16 protein-coding genes and 4 pseudogenes are annotated in these 22,295 nt (G+C 43.4%); 7 read left to right on the top strand and 13 right to left on the bottom strand.

What is annotated here, in order from left to right; translation table 11 throughout:
• Position 1 precedes the first annotated feature (1 nt).
• From ACE1SE_RS02360 to ACE1SE_RS02370, 3 genes are read left to right on the top strand one after another with little or no spacing between them, the layout of a single operon-like run.
• Entirely contained in the window at positions 2-913 is a 912-nt protein-coding gene (locus ACE1SE_RS02360; protein ID WP_374052482.1) for a fumarylacetoacetate hydrolase family protein, read from the top strand.
• Between the two features lie 18 nt (positions 914-931).
• Complete coding sequence (locus tag ACE1SE_RS02365; RefSeq protein WP_374052483.1) at positions 932-1,921, top strand: carbon-nitrogen hydrolase family protein; 990 nt, start codon at positions 932-934, stop codon at positions 1,919-1,921.
• On the top strand, positions 1,918-2,673 hold the full coding sequence (locus ACE1SE_RS02370) for a maleate cis-trans isomerase family protein (RefSeq protein WP_374052484.1): 756 nt from the start codon (positions 1,918-1,920) through the stop codon (positions 2,671-2,673). The genes ACE1SE_RS02365 and ACE1SE_RS02370 overlap by 4 nt, the downstream gene beginning before the upstream one ends.
• 163 nt (positions 2,674-2,836) lie before the next feature.
• Here the strand turns inward: ACE1SE_RS02370 and tnpA are convergent, their stop codons facing one another.
• The gene (gene tnpA, locus ACE1SE_RS02375; RefSeq protein WP_374052485.1) at positions 2,837-3,262 is read right to left on the bottom strand and encodes an IS200/IS605 family transposase; all 426 of its coding nucleotides are present in this window, start codon (positions 3,260-3,262) and stop codon (positions 2,837-2,839) included.
• 56 nt (positions 3,263-3,318) lie between these two features.
• Here tnpA and ACE1SE_RS02380 point away from each other — a divergent pair.
• Positions 3,319-3,652: pseudogene (locus ACE1SE_RS02380) on the top strand (helix-turn-helix domain-containing protein); the annotation flags it as partial.
• Positions 3,653-3,816: 164 nt separating this feature from the next.
• On the opposite strand, the gene ACE1SE_RS02385 reads toward ACE1SE_RS02380, so the two are convergent.
• The 3 genes from ACE1SE_RS02385 to ACE1SE_RS02395 are packed head-to-tail and all read right to left on the bottom strand — an operon-like array spanning position 3,817 to position 7,087.
• Positions 3,817-4,911 carry a DUF4056 domain-containing protein gene (locus tag ACE1SE_RS02385; protein ID WP_374052486.1) on the bottom strand — a complete coding sequence of 365 codons (1,095 nt, stop codon included), beginning with the start codon at positions 4,909-4,911 and terminating at the stop codon, positions 3,817-3,819.
• Between the two features lie 35 nt (positions 4,912-4,946).
• Entirely contained in the window at positions 4,947-6,098 is a 1,152-nt protein-coding gene (locus ACE1SE_RS02390) for a BamA/TamA family outer membrane protein (RefSeq protein ID WP_374052487.1), read from the bottom strand.
• Entirely contained in the window at positions 6,098-7,087 is a 990-nt protein-coding gene (locus ACE1SE_RS02395) for a hypothetical protein (RefSeq protein ID WP_374052488.1), read from the bottom strand. The genes ACE1SE_RS02390 and ACE1SE_RS02395 overlap by 1 nt, the downstream gene beginning before the upstream one ends.
• A gap of 588 nt (positions 7,088-7,675) precedes the next feature.
• On the opposite strand from ACE1SE_RS02395, the gene ACE1SE_RS02400 reads away from it, so the two are divergent.
• Positions 7,676-8,866, top strand: coding sequence for a Bcr/CflA family efflux MFS transporter (locus ACE1SE_RS02400; protein ID WP_374052489.1), 1,191 nt, complete (start codon positions 7,676-7,678; stop codon positions 8,864-8,866).
• 51 nt (positions 8,867-8,917) lie between these two features.
• A pseudogene (locus tag ACE1SE_RS02405) lies at positions 8,918-9,130 on the top strand (SDR family NAD(P)-dependent oxidoreductase); the annotation flags it as partial.
• 19 nt (positions 9,131-9,149) lie between these two features.
• Here ACE1SE_RS02405 and ACE1SE_RS02410 read toward each other — a convergent pair.
• Together ACE1SE_RS02410 and ACE1SE_RS02415 are read right to left on the bottom strand one after the other, a co-directional pair.
• A complete protein-coding gene (locus ACE1SE_RS02410) occupies positions 9,150-10,001 on the bottom strand; it encodes a TPM domain-containing protein (protein WP_374053572.1) in 852 nt (283 codons plus the stop codon).
• 305 nt (positions 10,002-10,306) lie between these two features.
• On the bottom strand, positions 10,307-11,719 hold the full coding sequence (locus ACE1SE_RS02415; RefSeq protein ID WP_374052490.1) for an MFS transporter: 1,413 nt from the start codon (positions 11,717-11,719) through the stop codon (positions 10,307-10,309).
• Positions 11,720-11,813: 94 nt separating this feature from the next.
• Between ACE1SE_RS02415 and ACE1SE_RS02420 the strand changes: the two genes are divergently transcribed.
• Positions 11,814-12,473: a helix-turn-helix transcriptional regulator gene (locus ACE1SE_RS02420; protein ID WP_374052491.1), complete on the top strand. Its 660-nt coding sequence runs from the start codon at positions 11,814-11,816 to the stop codon at positions 12,471-12,473.
• 5 nt (positions 12,474-12,478) lie between these two features.
• Here the strand turns inward: ACE1SE_RS02420 and ACE1SE_RS02425 are convergent, their stop codons facing one another.
• The 7 genes and pseudogenes from ACE1SE_RS02425 to entS form a co-directional block, all read right to left on the bottom strand.
• Positions 12,479-14,194, bottom strand: a complete 1,716-nt coding sequence (locus ACE1SE_RS02425) for an LTA synthase family protein (RefSeq protein ID WP_374052492.1) — start codon at positions 14,192-14,194, stop codon at positions 12,479-12,481.
• Positions 14,195-14,278: 84 nt separating this feature from the next.
• Positions 14,279-14,371 (bottom strand): annotated as a pseudogene (locus ACE1SE_RS02430) (SelB domain-containing protein); the annotation flags it as partial.
• A gap of 252 nt (positions 14,372-14,623) precedes the next feature.
• Positions 14,624-15,321 (bottom strand): IS1 family transposase gene (locus tag ACE1SE_RS02435; protein WP_374050839.1). Its coding sequence is split into 2 segments (ribosomal slippage): positions 14,624-15,072 and positions 15,072-15,321, totalling 699 coding nucleotides; the frame shifts between segments, so codons are not numbered across the junction.
• Between the two features lie 277 nt (positions 15,322-15,598).
• Entirely contained in the window at positions 15,599-16,912 is a 1,314-nt protein-coding gene (locus tag ACE1SE_RS02440) for a sodium-dependent transporter (RefSeq protein WP_374052493.1), read from the bottom strand.
• Positions 16,913-16,953: 41 nt separating this feature from the next.
• Positions 16,954-17,112, bottom strand: a pseudogene (locus tag ACE1SE_RS02445) (branched-chain amino acid transport system II carrier protein); the annotation flags it as partial.
• Between the two features lie 449 nt (positions 17,113-17,561).
• Positions 17,562-20,684 carry an autotransporter outer membrane beta-barrel domain-containing protein gene (locus tag ACE1SE_RS02450; protein ID WP_374052494.1) on the bottom strand — a complete coding sequence of 1,041 codons (3,123 nt, stop codon included), beginning with the start codon at positions 20,682-20,684 and terminating at the stop codon, positions 17,562-17,564.
• Positions 20,685-20,971: 287 nt separating this feature from the next.
• Positions 20,972-22,270, bottom strand: coding sequence for an enterobactin transporter EntS (gene entS, locus ACE1SE_RS02455; protein WP_374052495.1), 1,299 nt, complete (start codon positions 22,268-22,270; stop codon positions 20,972-20,974).
• Positions 22,271-22,295: the final 25 nt, after the last annotated feature.

Genomic DNA, 22,295 nt, shown 5'->3' on the forward strand with positions numbered 1-22,295 from the left:
GATGCGTTTAATCACTTACCGTTCAGAAGTTACGGCTGCCGCGAGATTAGGCGCGATAGTCAACAATCACGTAGTCGATTTGGCAAAATTGGCCGCCCATACCGGAAATAGATTACCGGATAACATGCTGGAATTTATTGATTTGGGACCCTTGGCAGTGAGCAGCACGACAGCGCTGTTAGATTCATTTAAGGGATTTTGGCCTGCGGGGATTTCACTGCCATTGCAGAATGTGAAAATTCTCGCTCCCATTCCTCGGCCACGGAAAAACATCTTTGGTATTGGCCTGAACTATGTTGAACATGTGGCCGAATCCAACCGCGCTCTGGATACGGCAAAAGATCTGCCAAAAGAGCCAATTATTTTCTCTAAGCCGCCAACGACAGTGATTGGCCCTGGCGATGCGATTGAGCATAACAGTGAGATCACCCAGCAATTGGATTGGGAAGTGGAACTGGCGGTGATTATTGGCACTCGTGCCAAAGGTGTATCGGAAGCTGAGGCATTGCAATATGTTTTTGGCTATAGCCTGATGATCGACATGAGTGCTCGTGATTGTCGTCGGGCTGGACAGTGGATCTACTCCAAGGGACAGGATACTTATGCGCCTTTTGGCCCTTGTATTGTCACCGCTGATGAAATTTCTAACCCGCAAGAGTTGGCGCTGAGCCTAAAAGTCAATGGTGTGACTAAACAGGATTCCAATACACGCCATATGTTGTTCAAGGTAAATACCCTGATTGCAGACATTAGCAAAGGCATCACGCTGGAGCCAGGGGATATCATTGCCACAGGTACACCGGAAGGTGTCGGGGCGGGGCGTGATCCACAAGAATGGCTGTGGCCAGGGGATGTGATTGAAGCGTACCTTGAAAAGGTAGGTCATTTGCGTCACTCCGTTATTGCGGTGTAAATAAAACAGGGGCCTGATATGCTGAAACTTCCTAAGTTCAAAGCGGCTGCGGTACAGGCTGCTCCTGTCTTTCTGGATACAGAGGCGACAGTTGATCTCGTTTGTCGGCTGATCCAAGAAGCGGCAGACAAGGGGGCCAGTTTGGTGGCTTTTCCTGAAGTGTTTGTTTCTGGTTACCCCTATTGGAATTGGGTGATGAACCCGATACAAGGCAGCCCATGGTTTGAAAAACTGTGCAAATCAGCCATTGAAGTGCCAGGGCCGGAGATCAACAAAATCGCACTGGCTGCGGCACGTCATCACATCAACGTTGTGGTTGGGGTTAATGAACGCAGTCCTAATGGTATAGCAACACTCTATAACACCTTGGTGACTATTTCTGATGAAGGAAACATTTTGGGGCGTCATCGCAAGCTGGTGCCGACCTGGGCAGAGAAACTGACATGGGCGAATGGTGATGCGGCTTCGTTAAAAGTACATGACACGCGTATCGGGCCATTGGGCGTTCTGGCCTGCGGCGAAAATACCAATACATTGGCGCGTTTTTCCTTATTATCTCAAGGCGAATTGGTACATGTTGCCAGCTATATCTCCCTGCCGGTTGCACCACCAGATTATGATATGGCTGAGGCGATCCGTTTACGAGCGTCAGCCCACTGTTTTGAGGGCAAAGTGTTTACCATTGTCTCCTGCTCTACGATTTCGCCGGAAATTGTAAAAGCGATGTCGGCCAGTCATCCTGAAGCTGAAGAGTTGCTGGCACGCTCTAATAGTGCATTTACCGGCATCATTGGGCCTGATGGGCGCGTGATTGGTGATCCCCTGATTGATAAAGAAGGGATCGTCTATGCGCAGATTGACCTGAATCGCTGTATTCAACCTCGTCAAATGCACGATATCACAGGGCATTACAACCGGTTTGATATCTTCGATCTCAAAGTGAACCGTCGTCCGATGAATGCGATTAGGTTTACTGATCTGCCATCCGATCAGGAGGATCTTCCATGAATAACACACAGCATTTTCGAGTAGGGCTGATTGTACCCTCGTCAAATACGACAATGGAAACAGAAATCCCCGCTATCCTGCGTGCCCGTGAAGCGATAAACCCTGAACGTTTCACTTTTCATTCCAGTCGCATGAGAATGAAAACGGTCACAAAAACAGAACTGGCGGTCATGGATGCAGACAGTGATCGCTGTGCGCTTGAGCTGTCGGATGCCGCGGTCGATGTGCTGGGATATGCCTGTTTAGTGGCGATCATGAGCATGGGACAGGGATATCACCGAATCTCTGAAAAGCGCCTCCATCTGCGGACGGTGGAAAATGGTCATCCGGCACCAGTTGTGACCAGCGCAGGGGCATTGGTGGATGGATTACATGCTTTGGGAGCGAAACGAATCTCTATACTGACGCCCTATATGAAGCCATTGACTCAGTTAGTGATTGATTACATTGAAAATGAGGGAATTGAAGTTATCGACAGCATTTCGTTGGAGATCCCCGATAATCTCGCTGTCGGACGACAAGATCCTCTCGCACCCGCAGAGATTACTAAACGTTTGAACAGTAATGTGGATGTGATTGTGGCTTCCGCTTGTGTACAAATGCCTTCTTTGGCATCAGTCGCGCTAATCGAAGATCGGATTGGACTGCCTGTTATTTCTTCATCTGTGGCGACAACCTACATGATATTGAAACAGCTTGGGCTGAATACATACGTTCCGAGATTTGGTTCACTGTTATCGGGAAAATATTGATCGAGATACAAAAGGTTGTTCAACTTATGCCAGATTCAAAAGTGTTTGTTGACAATTACCTGCTTTGCCTGGGCCGGCATGGATGTTAGCAAGATCCGCCGTAAACCCTCGCCCAATGCGGGCGGGGATATAAGACAAAAAGCCCGTAGGGCTTTAAAACACGTCACTCCAGCGTATTTTGACTGGCAACATAGGCTTTAAGCGTTTCTATCGTTGCCCCTCCAGCGCTACAGGCGAAGTACGATCTTGACCACATAAGTCCCGTTTTACTTTGCGTCTGCAAATGCGTATTTTGCTGGCGAAGCAATCGGGAAGAGACTGATTTTAAATTATTCACCAAGATGCTTACCGCGAGTTTCGGGGGATAAGCGACCAACAAATGTACGTGATCTTGCTCACCATCCATCTCAATAATGTCGCATTCGAGTTTTGTTGCTGCTGAAGTAAAAGCTTCCCGTAGCTGTTCAATCATGCGGCTATCGAAGAGTTTTCGGCGATACTTTGTCGTGAATATCAAATGGACAACCAGTTTACTGACACTGTGTCGTTTTCGGAGAAAACCTTCGAGCGATTCATTGTGTATACTCAATTGAAATATTCCTGTCACGTGTTACAGTTGTTGAAATATATCACTGAGCGCTGATGATGTTAAGAACCACAAAAGTCCGCATTTATCCCACTCCCGAACAGGCTGAATATCTTAATGCCCAGTGCGGTGCGTTTTGCGTATAACAAGGCTCTGCACATAAAAAAACACATTTATAAGCAGCATGGGGTAAGTTTAACCCCCCGTAAAGACCTTAATCCGTTGCTGGCAACCGCGAAGAAATCACGCAAATACGCGTGGCTCAAAGCGTATGATTCCATTGCGTTACAGCAGGCGGTCATCAATTTAAATACGGCCTTTGATAATTTTTTTAACCCAAAACGCCGCGCCAGATTTCCGGCATTTAAACGCAAGCATGGCAAGCAATCCAGTTATCACTGTGTGGGCGTGAAGGTATTGAATAATGCCAACGGGAAAACACCTGGTCAGGCTGGACCCGTGGTATGCGAGTTTGAAAACCTGTCACCGTTGTGGTCACAAAGAAGCCTCGCCCGATAGGGCGAGGCTATTCCTCATATATATTGGACAAACGAGCCTTATTTAATTAGCAACTGTCTCTTATCTTCCCGTTGGGCATTTTCCGCCAGTATTTTAAAATCTTTTACTGTCCAGTATTGTTTTGGAACAGGCAGGTTTTTCATCTCATTGGTTGGCCATAGCTGAAATTCAGCCAGTTTATCCAACGAAAAATGCTGATAATGCTCAGGCAGAGACAGACGCAGGGCAAAGTTTTCTTTACCGAAAGGCATTAATGGGTAGCGGTTGTCTTGGATATCATAATTCCGGTGCAGTACTAAAAACTTTTCTGGAATGCGTTGATAACTGTTCCACCACAAACCATCTACGCTATCAAACATCTTCTTTGTGCCTGATCTAGGGTAATCCCCAAGTTCATGCAAAGCTATCGGCAAGATCTTAGCCATTGAGTCCGAGAACTGTGTTACAGAAGAAGCATGGCCTTCCAGAATCAGTGTCAGAGCTAACCGTGCACCCAACAGGTTGGAATAGAGATCTTCCGGAGAAAAAGCCGAAATGCCTTCTGAAAATCCAGGAACTGATTGATAGCCATACCATTGCGCTATTTCATGCCAGGCAGCAAGCTGAAAAGCGAATTTAACCGCCAAATAGGCACTTAGCGTATAGCGTTCAGCAGGTTCCTCCGGTGGTGTGAAAGCAAAAAAATGAATTTTACGTGCAGCAAGTTCATTATTCAGGGTTAATTTCCATTCTTGGCCAAGATGCGCGTAAATCTGGCTAAACAGATAAAGCGTATAATCTGCGGTATCCCTCACATGGGAAATATCAATAAACCCTCCCTGACGGGTATAGAGCAGACCAATTTTTTCATTACTCACCCCCAGCAAAGCGGCACTGGCACCGATAACACTGTCATTGTAGTGATGCTCACCCAATTTATCGGCTTCTACAATATTGTCGATGTCGTAGAAGGGAATGGGGATATTCCAGAGTTGGGTTTTAAGGTTATAGCCGAAAGCACAGCAGGCTCTTAAACCTTCTGGGGGAGCAATGGGGGACAATGCATTCCAACTTTGCTGTGATTGTTCATGGGTATCACTGAAAAGGACAGGTTTTACCGGATTAACAGATTGTGGTTGATTTTGACATGCCATCAGTAAAAAACAGAGGCAAAATGTCACTAATAATCTCAAAACGCTTCCCCAACCTGAAAATAGAAGCCAGTGCTGCCTTTGCCGACACCAAAATCTAATCTGACATTCATACGTGGCTTAAACTCAAAACGATAGCCAACACCAACAGAAGGAAGCCAGTGTTTGCTTCCCAACTGTGAAGGGGAATCTCCCAACGTGCCGGTGCCTATCCAACCGACCACACCGTGGCGCCAGTCAAGTTTGTGCCGTAACTCTAATTGTGTTGTGAAAATATTGTTGTCACGGTAGCGTCCTTCATAGTATCCACGCATCCGCTGGCCGTTACCAAGCAGTGATAGCTGGTTCCACGGTACATCACCTGCGCTGAAACGGGCATAGTTATCAAAGGCCAAAACTGTCTTTTCAGATAGCTGGTAATAGGTCGAGAACTGAAGTTGGGTGGTATGGAAACGGTGATCACTGCCCAATTCAGGGGAAAAATAGGTATAAATGATCTCAAATGCCTGTCCGTGACGTGCATTAGGCAAAAAATCTCGCGTGTCATAACTGAAATGGGCACTGACACCAGAACTTATCACGGAACGACCACCGATAGACTGGGCAAAATATCGTTTGGCACCACTATCTGGATCACTGGCATTGACAGATGAAAAATTCCAGCCTAACCCTATATAAGTGGCGTCAGTGATGCGATAGAGGAGGCGCGGGTGAATAGCAAATTCCTGCGAACGGTATTCCTCTTTGTTGCTGTCATTCTTACCGGCACGATAACCTTTACCCCAATAGTAAGTTGGTGTGTTATTCAGTGTACCGGAAACAAATAATCGCCATTGGTCACTGGCAAGAAAATTGTAATTGGTAAAGTTCAGGCCAAACGCGCCGGTAGATGAACCAAAGCCACTGAGTCCTAGTGAAGAGTTCTGGCTAATGTGGTCTGAATGGTCAGGGCGGTACAGACCGACCATGGCAACACCAATTCCCATACCCATTTCAGGGGTGTAGAAAGGGCCGGGCAATACGCCCCAGTCAATTTTTTTGCGCTCATCAAAATGATTGTTGCCACCTAATTGGTTTAACCAACCATCAATTTTTTGCTGATCGGGCAGGATATCAGCGTATGCCGATGAAATGGTAAAAATAAACAGGCTGGCAATGACCAGCCTTTTGAATGTTGCAAGGTTAAACATTAAAAACGGAACTCACCGGAGATAAAGAAGCTATTACGGTTGCCAAAACCGACTTCTGACAGGATATTGAAATTACGGGTGATTTCGATACGTGCACCAATGGTATTGTTCCACTTATGGGCTAGGTGTTGTTTGACGTCGAATTTGATGTCAGTCATATTTTTAATCATCGCCATCCCTTCTTGGAGTTTGGGAGGTAAATTGAGTTTACTGACATCACCTCTAAAGCGTTGAGTAATATCTTGATACATGGCACCTACCCAAACTTGCGTTTTTGTCTTTCCTTGACCAGCAAATAATGGTTCAAAAATAAATTCATAGCCAATTCGTGGAGTAATAACTAAGGCACTAATATCTCCATCTAAGATATCAAGATTGGTACGAGTATAATTAGCATCTAATGTGGCAAAAAATTGGTTGTAACCATTGGCAAGGGTTACACCACCACCAAAAGTTTTTCCTTTGAAGCTCAATTCGAAAGGAATGTCTTTACCATATTCAGGGTCTCCAAGCAAAGCTATATTATCCAAATTTGTTGTGGATTTGCCTTTGGTTTTTCCATAGACGCCGTAGATATTCAGGAAAGGTAACACCCAAGAATCCAGTTTAAGCATATGAGTTTCGCTTTTCTGTCGAGTATCACCTGCATCAATAATGATTGCTTTTTCCCAATTATGAAATTTTGGGTTAGTAAATTTAAATTTAATGCTATCTACGACAATATTCTGCCGCATATTCATATAACTATAACTAGCACCAAACGGTTCAGGCAGATCGTAGCCTTTTGCGTGAGCAGCATCACCCCAAATTGGCAGAATACGAGATCCTGATTTAGTCGATTGAGATAAGCTACCGTCATTATTTGTTTGCTGAATGCCAGATTCAGATACGGTTAATGAAAAGAGTGGGCGCTCGCTATCTGCATAACTGTATGAGGCTGCAAGACACAAAGTGGCAGCTAATAATTTATTGTTATTAGTTAAGTTCATACGTGAATTTACTTCCTAATTTTGGATATTTAATTGTCTATAAAGTGAACAGGTCAAGACAGAAAGGCGCGTAGATTATCATAGCTCTTTTTGGCAATCATCAACGAATTATGCTTGTAGGTGGAATATCGCACGATTTGAAATATTTGTTTGTTTTATCGCCAAATAGAGCGATTTTTATCTCTCCAAGAGTTAGTAAAAATAATTAATTGATATTGAAATTATTTATTATATTGATTTTTATTTCGGCTTTTTAAAATAAGAGGGTAGCCTATAACGGTTTAATTTTATTATTTATATGTCTTATCATAATAAGTCATTGTTAAACGGCAATTGATAATCTTATTTTTAGTTTTCTATTACCTTATTTAATTAATAGTTGCATTAATGTTTTTTATGCGTGGCATATTGGAATTATTCATTGAGGCTACGGGGAATATCTCTGACATCAATACGCCCCATACCGATAAAGATCATCGGATTTCTAGACTGTCATCAATTTCTTGTAACTGAAACCATGTTAATAAAGCTATTTCGCTATTCCTACCACACCGCTAGCGTTCCCACTCGTATGAAAGGTGAAAAAGCATGAAGTCAAAACTCATTATCATCAATTCGTGCGTTATACTGGTATTAGGATTATTTTCTATAGATCTTTATAATCCAGCACTCCCTATAATAAAAACCGCACTCGCAATGACTGACAATCAGGCACAAAGCCTTGTTGTTTATTATCTCATTGGTTTCGCTGTATCCCAACTTTTTTATGGACCTCTCTCCGATAAACACGGACGCATTCCTGTCATTGTATTTTCCTTATTATTTTCCGCTATTGGTAATTATCTGACTTCTACGGCTGAATCATTTCACACACTATCTCTTTTCCGGCTTCTGACCGGTATTGGTGCAGGTGGGTGTCCGGTCATTAGCAGAGCTATACTCAGTGATACTTTCCGCGATAAGACGGAATTATCTAAATCGCTGGCTATTTTTTCGATGGCATCACAAGTTTCGCCTGCTTTTGCACCTGTCATTGGGGGATATATTACAGAATATCTGCCGTGGAAGTTTAATTTTATAGCCCTTACCATAATGATGCTGATAGGTGCATTTTTTGTAAAAATGACGTTGCCGGAAACATCACCGATGAAATCAACAGACAATGGGCGAATAACAGGTTTTCGAATTCTGTTATCTGACATTAATTTTGTTGTATACAGTGTTGTTTCTGCCGTTTTGTTTGCTATTACTATTGGTTATTTTACTGCCAGCCCTTTCGTATTCCAGACACAATTTGAATTATCTTCATCACAGAATGGATACCTGTTTATGGTTTATTCTGCAGGGATCGTAATAGGTTCGTTGCTGACAAAAAAATGGTTGTCACATTCCACACCTGAAAGAATTCTGAAAATTTCACTGCCGTTATTAGTGTTGTTTACAGCGATGGCGCTCATCTTTATTTATTTTACTCAGATATTGTCGATTGAATTTATCATTATTTATAGTTTTGCGGTAGGGCTAGGATGTGGACTGTCTTCTCCATTATTACTTGGAATAAGTTTGCATGGACATCCAGAATTGTCCGGAACAGGCAGTGCGTTACAAGGCACATTAAAAATGGCCGGGGCAGCCATTGTATTATGGTTTTTCTCTAGTGGGCATACAACAACAGCAACGGGTTTAATGTGGGGACTTTTCATTCTTGCCTTGATTTGTTTTGTTTTCATTACTTTTACCCTGTATAGGGTATCCGAAACAAAAAACCGGCGCTTATAGAGCAACCAACATTGATAATATTATCTTCACTGTCACACTAACGGAGAGAATATGGATTTTAAAATCGCGGGTCGCTGGGCTGTCATATGTGCAGACAGCGAAGGTTTAGGATTTGCTTGCGCGGCTGCACTAGTGGTAGAAGGTGTAAATGTTGTTATTAATGCACGAAGATTTGAACAACTGAAAGTGGTGGCACAGCCGCTTCAAAATATAAATTATGCTATATCCGCAAAATGGGTATCAGGTGACATAACACAATCAGAAGTTCAGGATACTGTGCTGATTACCAATCGTCTGAAGCACCACCACCATCACTGCTGCCACCGCCACCGGAAAAGCTATCATTTCCGCCACTTTCTGGACGCTCAGAGCCAGAACCACCAAACAAGCCGCCAAAGAGACCGCTGAATAGGTTTTTCAATAATGACCATACCGTAGAAATAATCAAAAACACCAGGATCACTGGTAGCAGAAGGATTAACAGATAAAACTCTGCCGGAATGGAAGAAAACAACCCCACCAGCGTCAGTAGATAAGTTCCTGCCGCTATCGTCAGGACACTCTTAAGGAAACGCTTAAACCAGTGTCCCTCGCGAAAAACTTTCATTGGCAAAAGGAACAGACTGATTAGCCAAAAAAACAATAGTGCGGCAATGTCTTTGCCAGATATCTTACTGAATGTGCCGCCACCCTCTTCTGAGAAAGCCGATGTCACTTTCGCTATTTCTTCATCGATCCCTGCGTGTTTAGACAGTTTCAGCAATGTATCAACTGAATTAATCGCATTACTGATACCCTCAAAATAAGCATTTTCTTTGAAAGCCGGCTTCACTTCTTCACGTAGAATGCGTGCGATCTTGCCATCGGTTAATTTCCGCTCTAAACCGGAACCAACTGCGATACGCATTTTGTGGTCATCAGAAGCGATCAAAAACAAGATGCCATCATTGCTTTCTTTATTACCCAACTTCCATTTATCAAATACACGGGAAGAAAATTTCTCAATCGTATCACTGCCAATAGTCGGGATAATCAGGACTGCCATCTGTATCTTTTCTTCAGATTGCAGTTTTTTTAATTGGCGGGTCAGGCGTTGATTCTCTTCTTTCGTCAGAGCCTTAGAGATATCTGTCACACGCTTGCTTAACGCGGGAACATCAATAGTTATTGTCTCTTGCTTTATCTCTCCAGCCGATACATTGCTTATCCCGATAAGCAATAAAAATAGTATAAAAAAATGTTTTATTATAGAAATATAGCTTATTCTTGGTTGCATTATTTTGGTGTTACAACCATCCTTTGGCATATGGAAAATTTTTAACATTAAATATCCTTAGTCTTATTTAGAATATCAATCACCTCTATTATACGGATATTTCCCATCACACGTAATCAAGAAAACGGCATTACTTTTCTATGATAATGCCGTTGATAATAAATTTATGCTTCTGCCTTAATTTTCGCTGATTGAAATGCTGTTAATAATGCCAATATTGGTGCAATAGAGAAGAGTAAAAATAGCCAATAAGCAGAAGAAGCGGCTCCTTCAACGCCTCCTGGCTGATAAAATCCAAATAAATTGACGGTCATCCCCCCCAACGCAGAACCAAATGCAGAGGCAAATAACTGTATGGTGGTAATGGATGAACCCGCGATGCTTTTATCCGCATCACGGGAAATCTGTAAAATGAGGGTTAAAAGATGAGGCCAGCCGAATCCAACCCCAAAACCAAATCCCCCCAATCCTAGGATTATCGGTAATATAATCTGCCACTCTCCTGCCGACTGGTATGGCAGCAACACAAGCAACAGCAACATGCCCACCAACATGAAAGCAGGACCACTGACAATTGCAAACCGCATTTTTGTCCCTTGCCAGCTAGCACTGAGTATTTCTCCCAGAGTCCAACCCATTGCCACAGAAGCAACCATGTAACCAGAAGCAAAAGGGGATTGCCCATGCAGAATTTGCAAAAAATAGGGAATAAAAACATCCCCCGATAAACCCACTACCAATAGAAACATAGTAGTGAATAAAACCAAATGAGGAGAACGTAAACTTAGGGCATTTTCAGGTAATAACCTGACTGAAGTTCTACGCTCATAAATGATCAATAAAAAGATTAATATTACAGCCGCAACAATGCCGAAAATGTTGAACCGAACATCTGGTGACAAACTGCCAGAAGAAACCACCAGTACCGCTGCTGATAACAGGATCAATTGCACAATGGGCAATGCTGTTTTGGTTTTATTCTGCGCCTCTGTTTTAGGTAAAACCAGGTAGGTAAATACGACATAACACAGAATAATGGGAAGCATAATGCCAAAAGCGTAACGCCATGCATTCATTTCAGCAAAAACACCACCAATAGCTGGCCCTATTAAAGTCGCAACTCCCCACATCCCCGAAACCAACGCTATAGCGCGAGGCCAAAGTGATTGAGCAAATACGAGATTAATCATCAAATAGGAAAGGGCAAACAGAAATCCACCACCAAGACCCTGAATGGTTCTGCCAACCAGCATCACTTCCATTGTCGGTGCAAGAGTACAGAGTAAGCTACCGATAAAAAAGACCAGTGATGCAACCAGATAAGCATTTCTTGCGCCCAAGGCACTCAACAACCTCGCAGAAAGAACGGAACCAATAATTGATGCCACGACAAACAAAGTCGTATTCCAGGCATAGAGATTCAATCCTCCAATATCATTGACGACAGAAGGCAGAATAGTAATCGCAATTAAGGTATTAATTGCCATCAACACCACGCCTAGTGAAAGTGCTATCGCACTCGGTGCATTTTTGCTGGAAAACAGATCCCTCCAGCGGCTTTCCTCAGTCATTATCATAATTTTTGCCCTGAACACAGGTTGAGTTGTGAAAAGTCTTACGCTAAATTAAACAAGATAAATCTTGGAATAAATTAATGTCGGGATCAACAATATGTCAAGCGATGACTTGGAAAATAGTACAATCGTAGGGCAAACAGTGAGTGAAAAGCTACTAATGCTGCTAAAAACTCAAGGTGCCTTACAAGCCTCTGATGCCGGCAAATTATTGGGAACAACTGGAGAAGCGGCCCGTCAGCAATTTGTGAAAATGGCGAAGGAGGGATTAGTTGAAGCAAAATCAGAAACAAGAGGAGTTGGGCGTCCAATACAGCTTTGGCATATCACAGAGAAAGGCCACGCCAAATTTCCTGATGCCCATGCAGAGTTAACAACCCAACTGATCTTAATTATTCGTAATCAGTTGGGTGAAGATGCTATGGATTTGATTATCAGCGCCCGTGAAAAAGAGGCTTTTTTCAACTATAAAAAGGCGATGGAAGGTGCTACAGGGTTACAGGAGAAGGTTGAGCGTCTGGTCTCGATCCGCTGCCAAGAAGGTTACATGGCTTATTATTCGGTTGAAGAAAATGGCGATATTCTGTTTTTTGAAAACCATTGTCCAATTTGTGCCGCAGCCAAATTGTGCCAGGGTTTCTGTCGGACAGAGCTGAAACTGTTTCGGGAGATCCTGCAAGCCAATGTGGAAAGAACCGAATATATCCTTAGTGGTCACCGACGCTGTGCTTATCGCATCACTGCCGCACATCCTTAATGTAACTACGAATAGCTCCCAATCGATAACACATCCCTTCTGTCAGCAGCATCACCGACAGAAGGGATAACATATTCCTTACCGGCCGCTTCCAACTGCTGGTAAATATAATGCTTATAACTCTCTACTAGCGCACTATCCTGACAATCATTCAAGGCACCATCACACAAATGGCGCATGATCATATTCGCCTGATAAAACACCGGAGCCGACAAGCGGGCACGTTCCAGAACTATTCCGCCGAGGAAAGAGATATCGGTCAGTTTGCCCGTTGTTATTGACGCTCCCTGTTTCAGGTTATCCCGCAAAGTAAACTGAGTCACATGTGCTGGATCAGGTAACGAAGAGTTATAGCGCCCAAAATTGATGTTTGGTTGATGATCACCAAAATAGAGGAAAACAGTAGGCTTGTTGCGATTGGCAACGAATTCACTGAAATCCCTGATAGCAGGATCAGATGCCACGATTTTTTCCATGTAATGGCTAAACTTACCCGCCTCCGTTGCAGGGTTAACTTTGCCAGTCAAGTTATAATCATCATGATGGCTCTCTTCATAAGGCCCATGTTCATACATGGTCAGAGAGAAAATAAAAATCGGCTTGTCTGTTTCCTTAGCTAAGATAGTTTTCACATAAGACAACATGTCTTGTGTCGGGATTTTCCACAAATTTTCATCCATGTCTGCGGGATACCCTAACTCCTGCGGCTGGATAATTCGATCAACACCCAGTGTCTTATAAGCATGTCCCGCATGGTAAGCAGACTTATTAAATGGTGTCAGAACAACCGTGTAATAACCATTGTCTTTCATGGCACGGAACAGGCTGTTTTTCAGGTGATCAACGACAAAATAAAACACCGCATTTTTACGTGAACCAAAATCATCTGTATTCAATCCGGTCAAAACGGAGAATTCAGATAACCAGGTTCCGCCACCAAAGGTTTGTACCCTGAGTGGACTTTGAGCACTGACATTCGCATCACGCCGGAACATGTAAAGATCTGGCAACTGCACATTGGCAGGTAATTGGTAAATATGGGGATTGACAGTGGACTCTTGCAGCAATACAACTACATCGGGTTTAACCTCTGACTGAGGTTCAGGCAACGTCACTTGTTTCGCCTGCTGCAAGAAATAATCAGCAGATGAGCCGAATTTTGGTGGCTGATATTGCGCATCTGAGGCAGACATCACCATATTGGTCACCGTTCCCCGTCCCTTCGGTAATTCTCCTTGCCATTGAGCATGGTAGGCTCTAACCGTTAAGTTGACACCCCAGGCACTCACGACCATCAAAATGATACTGGCGAAGCGCCATTTGATCCCACGTGCAGCAGGCACCATTTTCCAGCTTAATACCATGTTGAATATCAACCAGATAAGCATCACCACTACGGCAATACCCGCCAGCCAATAATGGCGCAAAGTCTCCTGATTTGAAGGATCTAACATAACATTCAAATCAGAAAACATCAGGTGTTCTTTGTAGTAATGGATTTTTATCTGGTTGAGGAATTTGAGGATAATAAACAACGTTCCAGTGAATACTACCGAAAATAACCAGCGCGCTGAAACTAAAAAAGCCAGGCCAAAGATGACGCCGAATACGCCGACAGAGACCAGTACAGGATAAATATCTCCACCTTTCTCAAACACTAATATCAAGGAAGCAATCAACAACAATCCAAGATAAATCCTCGAGATTATCTTCTTTTTCATACTCTATTGAATTCCACACATGAGTTCAGTTTGCCAACCCGATGAAAAATAGCACAGATTATCAAAGATACTGTAAATAAAATGCTAAAAAATGCCCTCATCCCGTAAAATACACAAATTCTCTTTCCTGCGGGTAAAATCTGTATGATCAAAGTATTCCAGTATTTGAATCGCTAACGGTGTCGGTGTGGCTGCCCATATTATAAGCTCGGTAATTATCAGTACACCAAAAGGCTATCTTGAATAACGTTGGTGATCTCCTTTACCGATACCATGTTTTTTTAACATCCTTCGTTTGGTGACAAAACCGACACTTTACCTCCACTGTGACCATGTATGTTATCTCGCAAAAATAAGCATTATAGATAAAGAACAACGCCTTGAATCAGTGACCAAAATAGTCGGTCATGCTCCCAATGATTAGATCTGTTATGAAATATAGTATTCACGTTCAATGAACGTACCTACCACTTTGTCATGCATCTCTTCGGATTTGGAATAACCTATTGTTTTTCTATTCAGCCTCTTTATCCGGATACGAAGCGTAAGATTTGTTCTCTCGATACGTTGGGTAAATTTCTTTCCCGTGAGGTGTTTTTCCTGAGGCAGGCAATCGTAAACGGCATAATCATCTGTACAGTAAAACCGGATAGTAAAAGGAGACAAGAGTGCCAGCAGCTTTTTCAATGTTTTCCTGCTGCGATCCCCAAACACATGTGCCACTACCCGTTTCTTATTCGGCTCCCAGGCATACCAGAGCCAGCGTTGATTTTTCTTATTACCGACAAATGACCACTGCTCATCTATTTCACAGACAAGATGAATCTCACTGCCCGCAAGCGGCAGCGTAGTCACTTGTCTTGGTGTGAGTTTTTTAATGTGCGAATGACGGTGTTAATGCCGACTTTCAGAACCCGAGCCGTGTCCCTGACACCGGAGTTATTCACTGCCATATCAATAATTTGCTCTTTCACGCCGGGATAACAGGCTTGATAGGCATAATTCAGTTGAAAGGTTTTACGGCAGGCATAGCAGTGATAGCGGGGATGACCAGTACGCCCTTTTCCATGCCCTTTAACCTCTTCTGTTTTATGACAGTAACGACAAACCACATCAACTTTAGCCATCTCTCACCCCATAATAAAAAGCAGGGAGTTTATCACAAGATCTAATCATTGGGAGCATGACCAAATAGTCGGTTATTGTTTAAGATCCTGTATATGTGAGTATCTTAGGAAGATTAGGGGATTAAAATCGATTCAAGGCATTTTGATGATGGCTAACGGGCGGTTTTGGTGGACAAACTCGCCCGTTTAAATTTCTACCTAAAATGTAGCAGTGTTACAAAATTGCAGCATCATTCTCTATCAAATAAAAATGGATGAAAGATGATAATTAATACAATTAAATAAGTCCGTGTACCAAAATCACTCCGATACATAAAGGTCCGACATATCGCCATATAAACCGTAAACACTGGTGCTTCCGCGATGACATATTATCCGGTATTAGTGCATTGACCTTACGTGACCAGCCAAATACGAGGCAAATGATAATCCCAAATAATGGCATGAGAACATTGGAAGTAATAAAGTCCAGCATGTCGAAGATGGATTTTCCACCTAATGTGACGTGACTTAGGGGACCAAAAGATAAAGAAACAGGGATCCCCATTAACATAATCGATGCCGTGACTATTAAGCTTGTTTTACGACGTGACCATTGAAAACGCATCTGGACATAAGCAACAATGTGTTCAAGTAATGAAATTGCTGAGGTCAACGCGGCCATTAATAACAATAAAAAGAAAGTAACTGCTAAGATTGAGCCGCCAGGAAGACTGGCGAAATAAATTGGCATCGTCATAAACGTTAATCCGGGTCCTGCATTTGGTTTTAAACCAGCAGCAGCCAAAGCAGGAAAAATCATCAGACCAGCCAATATACAAACCAAACAAGAGAGGCTTACAACCCAGATACTCGATTTACCAATACCTTTGTTATTAGGCAAATAGGAGCTGTACGTAATGTGGATCCCTAAACCGATAGACAGTGAAAAAAATGCCAACCCTAATGCATCTAAAACACCTTTTCCAGTCAAGCTATTAAAGTCTGGGTATAAAAATAATTTTAGTCCTTCTGATGAACCCGGTAAACGGATGCCAACAATAATTAACACTATCATGATCAAGAATAACAGTGGCATCATGACCTTAACTGATTTTTCCAAACCTTTTTGCACACCAGATAATACCACGAAGCAGGTTAGCCCTGAAAATGCCAGATGTGCGATTATTGGCCACCATGGATTACTGATGAAATTGGTGAAAATAGATGTCAGTTGAGAAACGTCGGTAATATTCAATTTTCCTGTGCTTGCCATCACCGTGTAGCCTATGGTCCAACCACCGACAACACTGTAGAAGCTATAGATACACCATGAACTGAATACACCTATAAGGCCAACCCACCCCCAATGTTTACCAAGTAATTTTTTAAATGCATTAACGGCCACTTCACCCGTACTGCTTCCCAGCATGTTTTCAGCTAACAGAACCGCTAATCCAATCACAAAGCTAAACAATAAAAATACAACCAGGAATGCTCCACCACCATTTGTTGCTGAAACATACGAGAATTTCCAGATGGCACCAATGCCAACGGCAGATCCAGTTGCTGCTAATATGTGCCCCAGACGGGATGTCCATTGTTGACTCATGCTAACCCCCGAATAAATACAGTGTTAGCACATATATCTGGTCCCATAGCTGTAAACAAAAAACCAGCAGCAGCACGCCAAACATGCTCACCCGCTTGCAGGTCAACCATAGGCGGGATGATATTTCCTGTCCCGACGAATAGGGCAAAGGTCATAAAGCACAATGCCCAAATATTTTTAGATGATAAACGGTATGTCATAATAATCGTTAACTTATTGTTGTAAAAATAATTGCAAATGTAATAGTAACTATTGCAACCTCTTGAATTTCCATTGGCGAAACTGGATTCTGATTTAACAGTCAGTGATAAGCATCATATTCACTGATATTCGCAAGATACAGAATGACAGTGGTAACATCAAAAATATTATCTTCGTTATAACGTGAAGCATTAACGGAGAAGAGTTCGCTGAACATATTTAACAACCCATCGCAAGACGCCAATTCTGGATCGGTATGTTCTATTTTTTAGAAGCCGAGACCCTCCAATTATGGAGTTAACTGAGTGGGAAAAAATTAAAGGACATTAATAGATAAGGCATTTAATTCATCACAATAAAACCATAAAAAATACTCACCACACAAATATTGTGGAGCCAGCATCACTGACTCCACATATTTTATTGAATATTTACATCCCGCCCATCCTCAGAATTGCCATCTAAAACCGACATTCATACTATTGTCCTGATGACTGCCGGAGAGCAATCCACTATAGCCAAGTGTGAATGAGACGTTATTACTTGCATTCATCTCCGCATTTGCTTTTAACACCACGCCATCACGAGAGGCAGGCACGCTACGAGTCACAAATGTTGTGTTACTGCCACGGAACGATAAACCTGTTGCCCGTTCACGCTCACCATATTGGTGTTGCCAACCTAATTCTCCATTCAGGGTAATTGAAGAACCCCATGAAGCCTGCCAGCTATGATTGGCACGCAATCCCAATGTGGAAAGAGTTGCTTCAGTATGTTGGCTGTTACCGTGAAGTGCGGCGGCGGCACCATCCTCGTTAATGCCTTCATTGCGGAAGTTGACGTAAGCCAGGTTAACGAATGGCTCCAGATTCACAGCCTCGGTCGGCAGATGGTAAGCAAGTTCAGCGGATAATTGTGTTGTCCGCCCACTGTAGCTGGCACTCTCACTATCATGCTGACTGCCATAGTTGATAAAGCGTTTAGTATCAATACTGTGCCACGTGAACCCGCTATTGGCACGCAAAACAAAGTCACCAAATTGACGGTCACCATAAAGAGCGAAGTGATAGTTATTGCTGTCAGCAGTAGCACGGTTACCGCCATCAAGGGAAGTACGGGTATAACCCGTTGCGATACCAAGACGACTGTATTCATCAATAAGCGCATCCGCACCAAGGAATAAACCATAGTTGGAAGCCTGATAGCCCGTCGCATTCGCTGTACCAGAAGCGTGGCTCCATGCACCAAGCAGCCGAACCCATGCACCGTTCTTGTCTCCATGAAGATCAGGCGAAGATGAACGGCCTTCAGCCTGACTCAAACGAGAATTCAAGGTATCACGTAAATAACGGCTGTCATTAACCAACTGAGACGCGATATCAGCGTGGATTTGCCCATCAAGCTGACGGAACGCAGATCTAGCCTGGTCTGCAGAACTGCTGGCTAAGATACTTTCGTAAACAGGGTTACCCATATCAAGGGTATCAGCGGCAGCAGCCACTGCACGTTCATTCTGTGTTTTAGCAAAATCGACAAAAGCAGTTTCATTACGCCCAACCTGAAGAGTGACTTCACCAGGCTGATAAGACAATCCAGCGCCAAGGAAGAGATAATTCGGGACAACATCATCAAAGCGACCATTGATATTCTGCTTCGCACTAAGAATAGTGTATTGCTGACCAGTCAGGCTTCTCACGTCTTCAAAAGAAAGCAAGTTACTCGCATTCTCAAGAGAAACAGTAACTTTTCCGCCATCGATCTGCGCACTGTTTTCAACCTGAATTTTGTCACTGCGCCCATCGGCAGCGATTTCAACCGCGTAATGAGAGCCAGGTTCAAAGGTAATGTTTTCGGCAACCTTAAGCGTACCTATAGAGTTACCCGGTACTACCGTACCGCCACGCTTCACATTGAGCGTACCCACCGTACCATTCCCACCAAGAGTGCCACTTTCCATTACTGAAACGGTGGAAGAGACACTACCGCTAACGTTCAATAATCCCTGTCTGACCAGTGTTGGACCCGAATAGGTATTCTGACCACTGAGAGTCAGTGCGCCTCTACCCTGTTTGGTTAACCCACCATGACCACTGATATCATTGCTCCATTGATCCTGAGCACACTGACCCGCATCACAGACGCGCTCAGTCGGTTTACCCTTATCGAGCACAGCACCAACACCCGGAATATCAGCGATAAATTGCCCCTTGCCGTAGGCGACTCCGTCAGGATCTGGAATACGGAATTTTTCAGGAATATCTTCTGCGGTATAGAACATACCAGGGCCATTTACTGCTTTACCAAGGTTGATCAATCCCCAGCCGTAAAGCTCATCAATGCCTTTTTCCCCCAGATCAGTAGCCGTAGTGCGAAGTATGGAAGCGACTTGATCACCGGCCATATATGGGAAACGCTCCATCAATACCGCAATACTACCACCAGCATGTGGCGCAGCCATTGAAGTCCCTCTGTAACTGTCATAGCCGGTAGTAATATTGTCTATTCCTGTTCCTTTAATCACTGAGCTATATATCCAGCTACCAGGTGCACTGACACAAAAACTGGCAGTATAGCCACAGCGGGAGGAAAAATCGCTGATGGAATAAGGCACACTATTGGTACTATTTGGATCTTTTTGCAAACTAGTGACTGTCAGCCAGTTTGGTGCAATCTCTGGCACAAACCAAGCCAAACCTGCGATAGCATCTGGATTACTATAGTTACTACTATTACCCGCAGCAAAAATTGTCACAATGCCACTCTGAGCAGCATCAATTGCGCCCTGATAGGCACCACCAGGTTTTGTACCCAAAATCGGTTTTATTGCATCAAACTGCTTTCGGGCCTCAGCTAAAGTAAAATGGGCTGCGTTCGGATCTTTCCCGCCCCTCTCAAGCGCCTTATCAATACCAATTCCCCAACTATTGTTAATGATACGAGCGCCGCTATCTATCAGTGCATTCCAGCCAGCCTGATAAACACCACCATCATTGCCCAAGATAATGCCATCTTCAGGACCAGGATCGCCGTTATCCGCACTGAGTATTTGGGCGTTATAGGCCACACCATGCATTTCTTTGCCATCTCGGTTACCCGCCGCTATGCCTGCAACATGGACACCATGTGTTCCTAGCTTTCCGTACCTATCCACGGATGGTGTGCCATCATAAGTGAATGGATCACCTTTCTTCACCGGAATATAGGGATCGGTATACTCACGTATCCCAGAAGTCACTAAGTTAGTGACCTTGTCTTTTCCCATAAACTCAGGATGTCTGGCATAAACTACCTGATCAAATATTCCTAATTTGATCCCCTTACCGGTATAGCCTCTGGCATAAGCTTCATCAGCGTGAATAGTACTAAGTCCCCATTGGTTCAAAAACTCACTGGAACGCCAACTGGCAGGATCGCCATTCCGCCCTTTCTCAACATAATTTTCCGCATAGGCTCCTGCGCTGGCTGCGGCCAAACAGCAAGCTATAGCGTGATAAAGTAATCGTGGTTGGGTTTTGACTGATAAACGTGTGGAAGTCAGAGGGTTCCAAGATATTCTGTATTTCTTATTCATTTTAGTCACCATCCATTGTTGATTTGCAAAAATGCCAGTTCTTATGTTTTTTATTGTGTAGGCAGCTTGAAACCATCAAGGTGATAGTTGTCTAAAAAGCAGAGACAGAGTAAAAAGGAGTGCTGATTTTTAGATTGTTATCAAAAGAAAGCGGGTTTAATCAAAGCCATCACCTACACTATTTACATCATCGATACACACCATAAAATGCCACATTTGGTTGCCCTTTATTTTAATAATCTTTAACAACACCATAACGCTCCATGTTATGGTGTTATTTCCGTTAACTATGGTTTCAATGAATCATCACTTTGCTGAGGCTCATGTTCTAAGGTGCTTGTTTCTGATAATGGCATGCGATCACGCAGTGTAGAATGACGTAAAGGTTTTACTACTGCTACAAACAACAAGCAAGTAAGTGCAGCAAAAGCTCCAAACGAAAAGACGGTGATTACCGGAGATAGTAAACGTCCCATAAAACCTAATCCCAATGCTCCCAAAGAATCACCAGTAACATCTTGAGCAGTGACAAAACTGTTCACTCGTCCCAATAAATGATCCGGTGTATGACTCTGAACAAGGGTAAATTGCAGTAAAGATGCAAATGCATTCAAATATCCATAACAAACCAACACAAGTAATGCCAGAACGATATTCGTGACTATCCCTAACATGGATAACATGATAAAGGAGCACAGAGCACATATAACAAGCAGAACACCAGGTCGGTTACTTCGTCCTATCCAACCGCTGGTAAAAGCTCCGAGCATGGCTCCTAAAGGAACAGCGGAATACATTAACCCCGTTGCTGACGGTCCCTGGTGGTATACTTCTTGAGATAATGCAGGAAACAGAATACGAACTGCTCCTGCAATACTGATCATCATCCCCACCAATATGACACTGCCCACAATTTTATGCTGACAAACAAATTTCACCCCGCTTACCAACGCACTGATTGGATGCTCTTGTTTACTTGGCTGAGGCTTCATTTCAGGAAGCCTCATCAGGGGCAACAATGTGGCTAATGTACCGATTGCTGCAACAGCAAAGTTCCATCCTGGTCCACCAACAACAATAATAATGCCTGCCAATGCCGGTGAAATAATGGCACCTATGCGAACAGTAATCATGCTCAAGGCACCTGCCGCAGCCAGATTCTCCCGCCCGACTAAATTGGGGATGGCTGCCATTAATGCCGTCATACCCAACGCACCAAAAAAACCATCCCAAATAGAAAGAAAATAGAGCATATACAGGGACGGAGAGTCCAGAAATGCGTTAAAACTCAGTGCGACAAAACCGAGACCACAGGTGCCACGGGCAAACAAAATGAGTTTACGTCTATCATAACGATCAGCCAGTATTCCCCCTAAGATTAACCCGATGAACATACCGATCCCGTCCAGTGCAACCACAATTCCCACCTGTAAGGTAGATCCTGTCAGAAACTGCATTTGGACAGGCACACCAACCGTCAGCATGCCTAATGCAAAAACAGATAACATACGGGCAATAAAGATAGCGCGAAAATGGGCATTATTTTTAAGTAAACTAAAATCCAAAAAAATTGATGAAGTAGCCATAATGTTCCATACGATGCGTTAAATA

This window comes from Xenorhabdus taiwanensis (assembly GCF_036512875.1).
Classification (GTDB): Bacteria; Pseudomonadota; Gammaproteobacteria; order Enterobacterales; family Enterobacteriaceae; genus Xenorhabdus; species Xenorhabdus taiwanensis.

What these genes read in the sequence shown, in the direction of transcription:
- ACE1SE_RS02360 (WP_374052482.1), top strand. Translation starts at nt 2, where the DNA reads ATGCGTTTAATCACTTACCGTTCAGAAGTTACGGCTGCCGCGAGATTA.
- ACE1SE_RS02365 (WP_374052483.1), top strand. Translation starts at nt 932, where the DNA reads ATGCTGAAACTTCCTAAGTTCAAAGCGGCTGCGGTACAGGCTGCTCCT.
- ACE1SE_RS02370 (WP_374052484.1), top strand. Translation starts at nt 1,918, where the DNA reads ATGAATAACACACAGCATTTTCGAGTAGGGCTGATTGTACCCTCGTCA.
- ACE1SE_RS02385 (WP_374052486.1), bottom strand. Translation starts at nt 4,911, where the DNA reads ATGGCATGTCAAAATCAACCACAATCTGTTAATCCGGTAAAACCTGTC.
- ACE1SE_RS02390 (WP_374052487.1), bottom strand. Translation starts at nt 6,098, where the DNA reads ATGTTTAACCTTGCAACATTCAAAAGGCTGGTCATTGCCAGCCTGTTT.
- ACE1SE_RS02395 (WP_374052488.1), bottom strand. Translation starts at nt 7,087, where the DNA reads ATGAACTTAACTAATAACAATAAATTATTAGCTGCCACTTTGTGTCTT.
- ACE1SE_RS02400 (WP_374052489.1), top strand. Translation starts at nt 7,676, where the DNA reads ATGAAGTCAAAACTCATTATCATCAATTCGTGCGTTATACTGGTATTA.
- ACE1SE_RS02415 (WP_374052490.1), bottom strand. Translation starts at nt 11,719, where the DNA reads ATGATAATGACTGAGGAAAGCCGCTGGAGGGATCTGTTTTCCAGCAAA.
- ACE1SE_RS02420 (WP_374052491.1), top strand. Translation starts at nt 11,814, where the DNA reads ATGTCAAGCGATGACTTGGAAAATAGTACAATCGTAGGGCAAACAGTG.
- ACE1SE_RS02425 (WP_374052492.1), bottom strand. Translation starts at nt 14,194, where the DNA reads ATGAAAAAGAAGATAATCTCGAGGATTTATCTTGGATTGTTGTTGATT.
- ACE1SE_RS02440 (WP_374052493.1), bottom strand. Translation starts at nt 16,912, where the DNA reads ATGAGTCAACAATGGACATCCCGTCTGGGGCACATATTAGCAGCAACT.
- ACE1SE_RS02450 (WP_374052494.1), bottom strand. Translation starts at nt 20,684, where the DNA reads ATGAATAAGAAATACAGAATATCTTGGAACCCTCTGACTTCCACACGT.
- entS (WP_374052495.1), bottom strand. Translation starts at nt 22,270, where the DNA reads ATGGCTACTTCATCAATTTTTTTGGATTTTAGTTTACTTAAAAATAAT.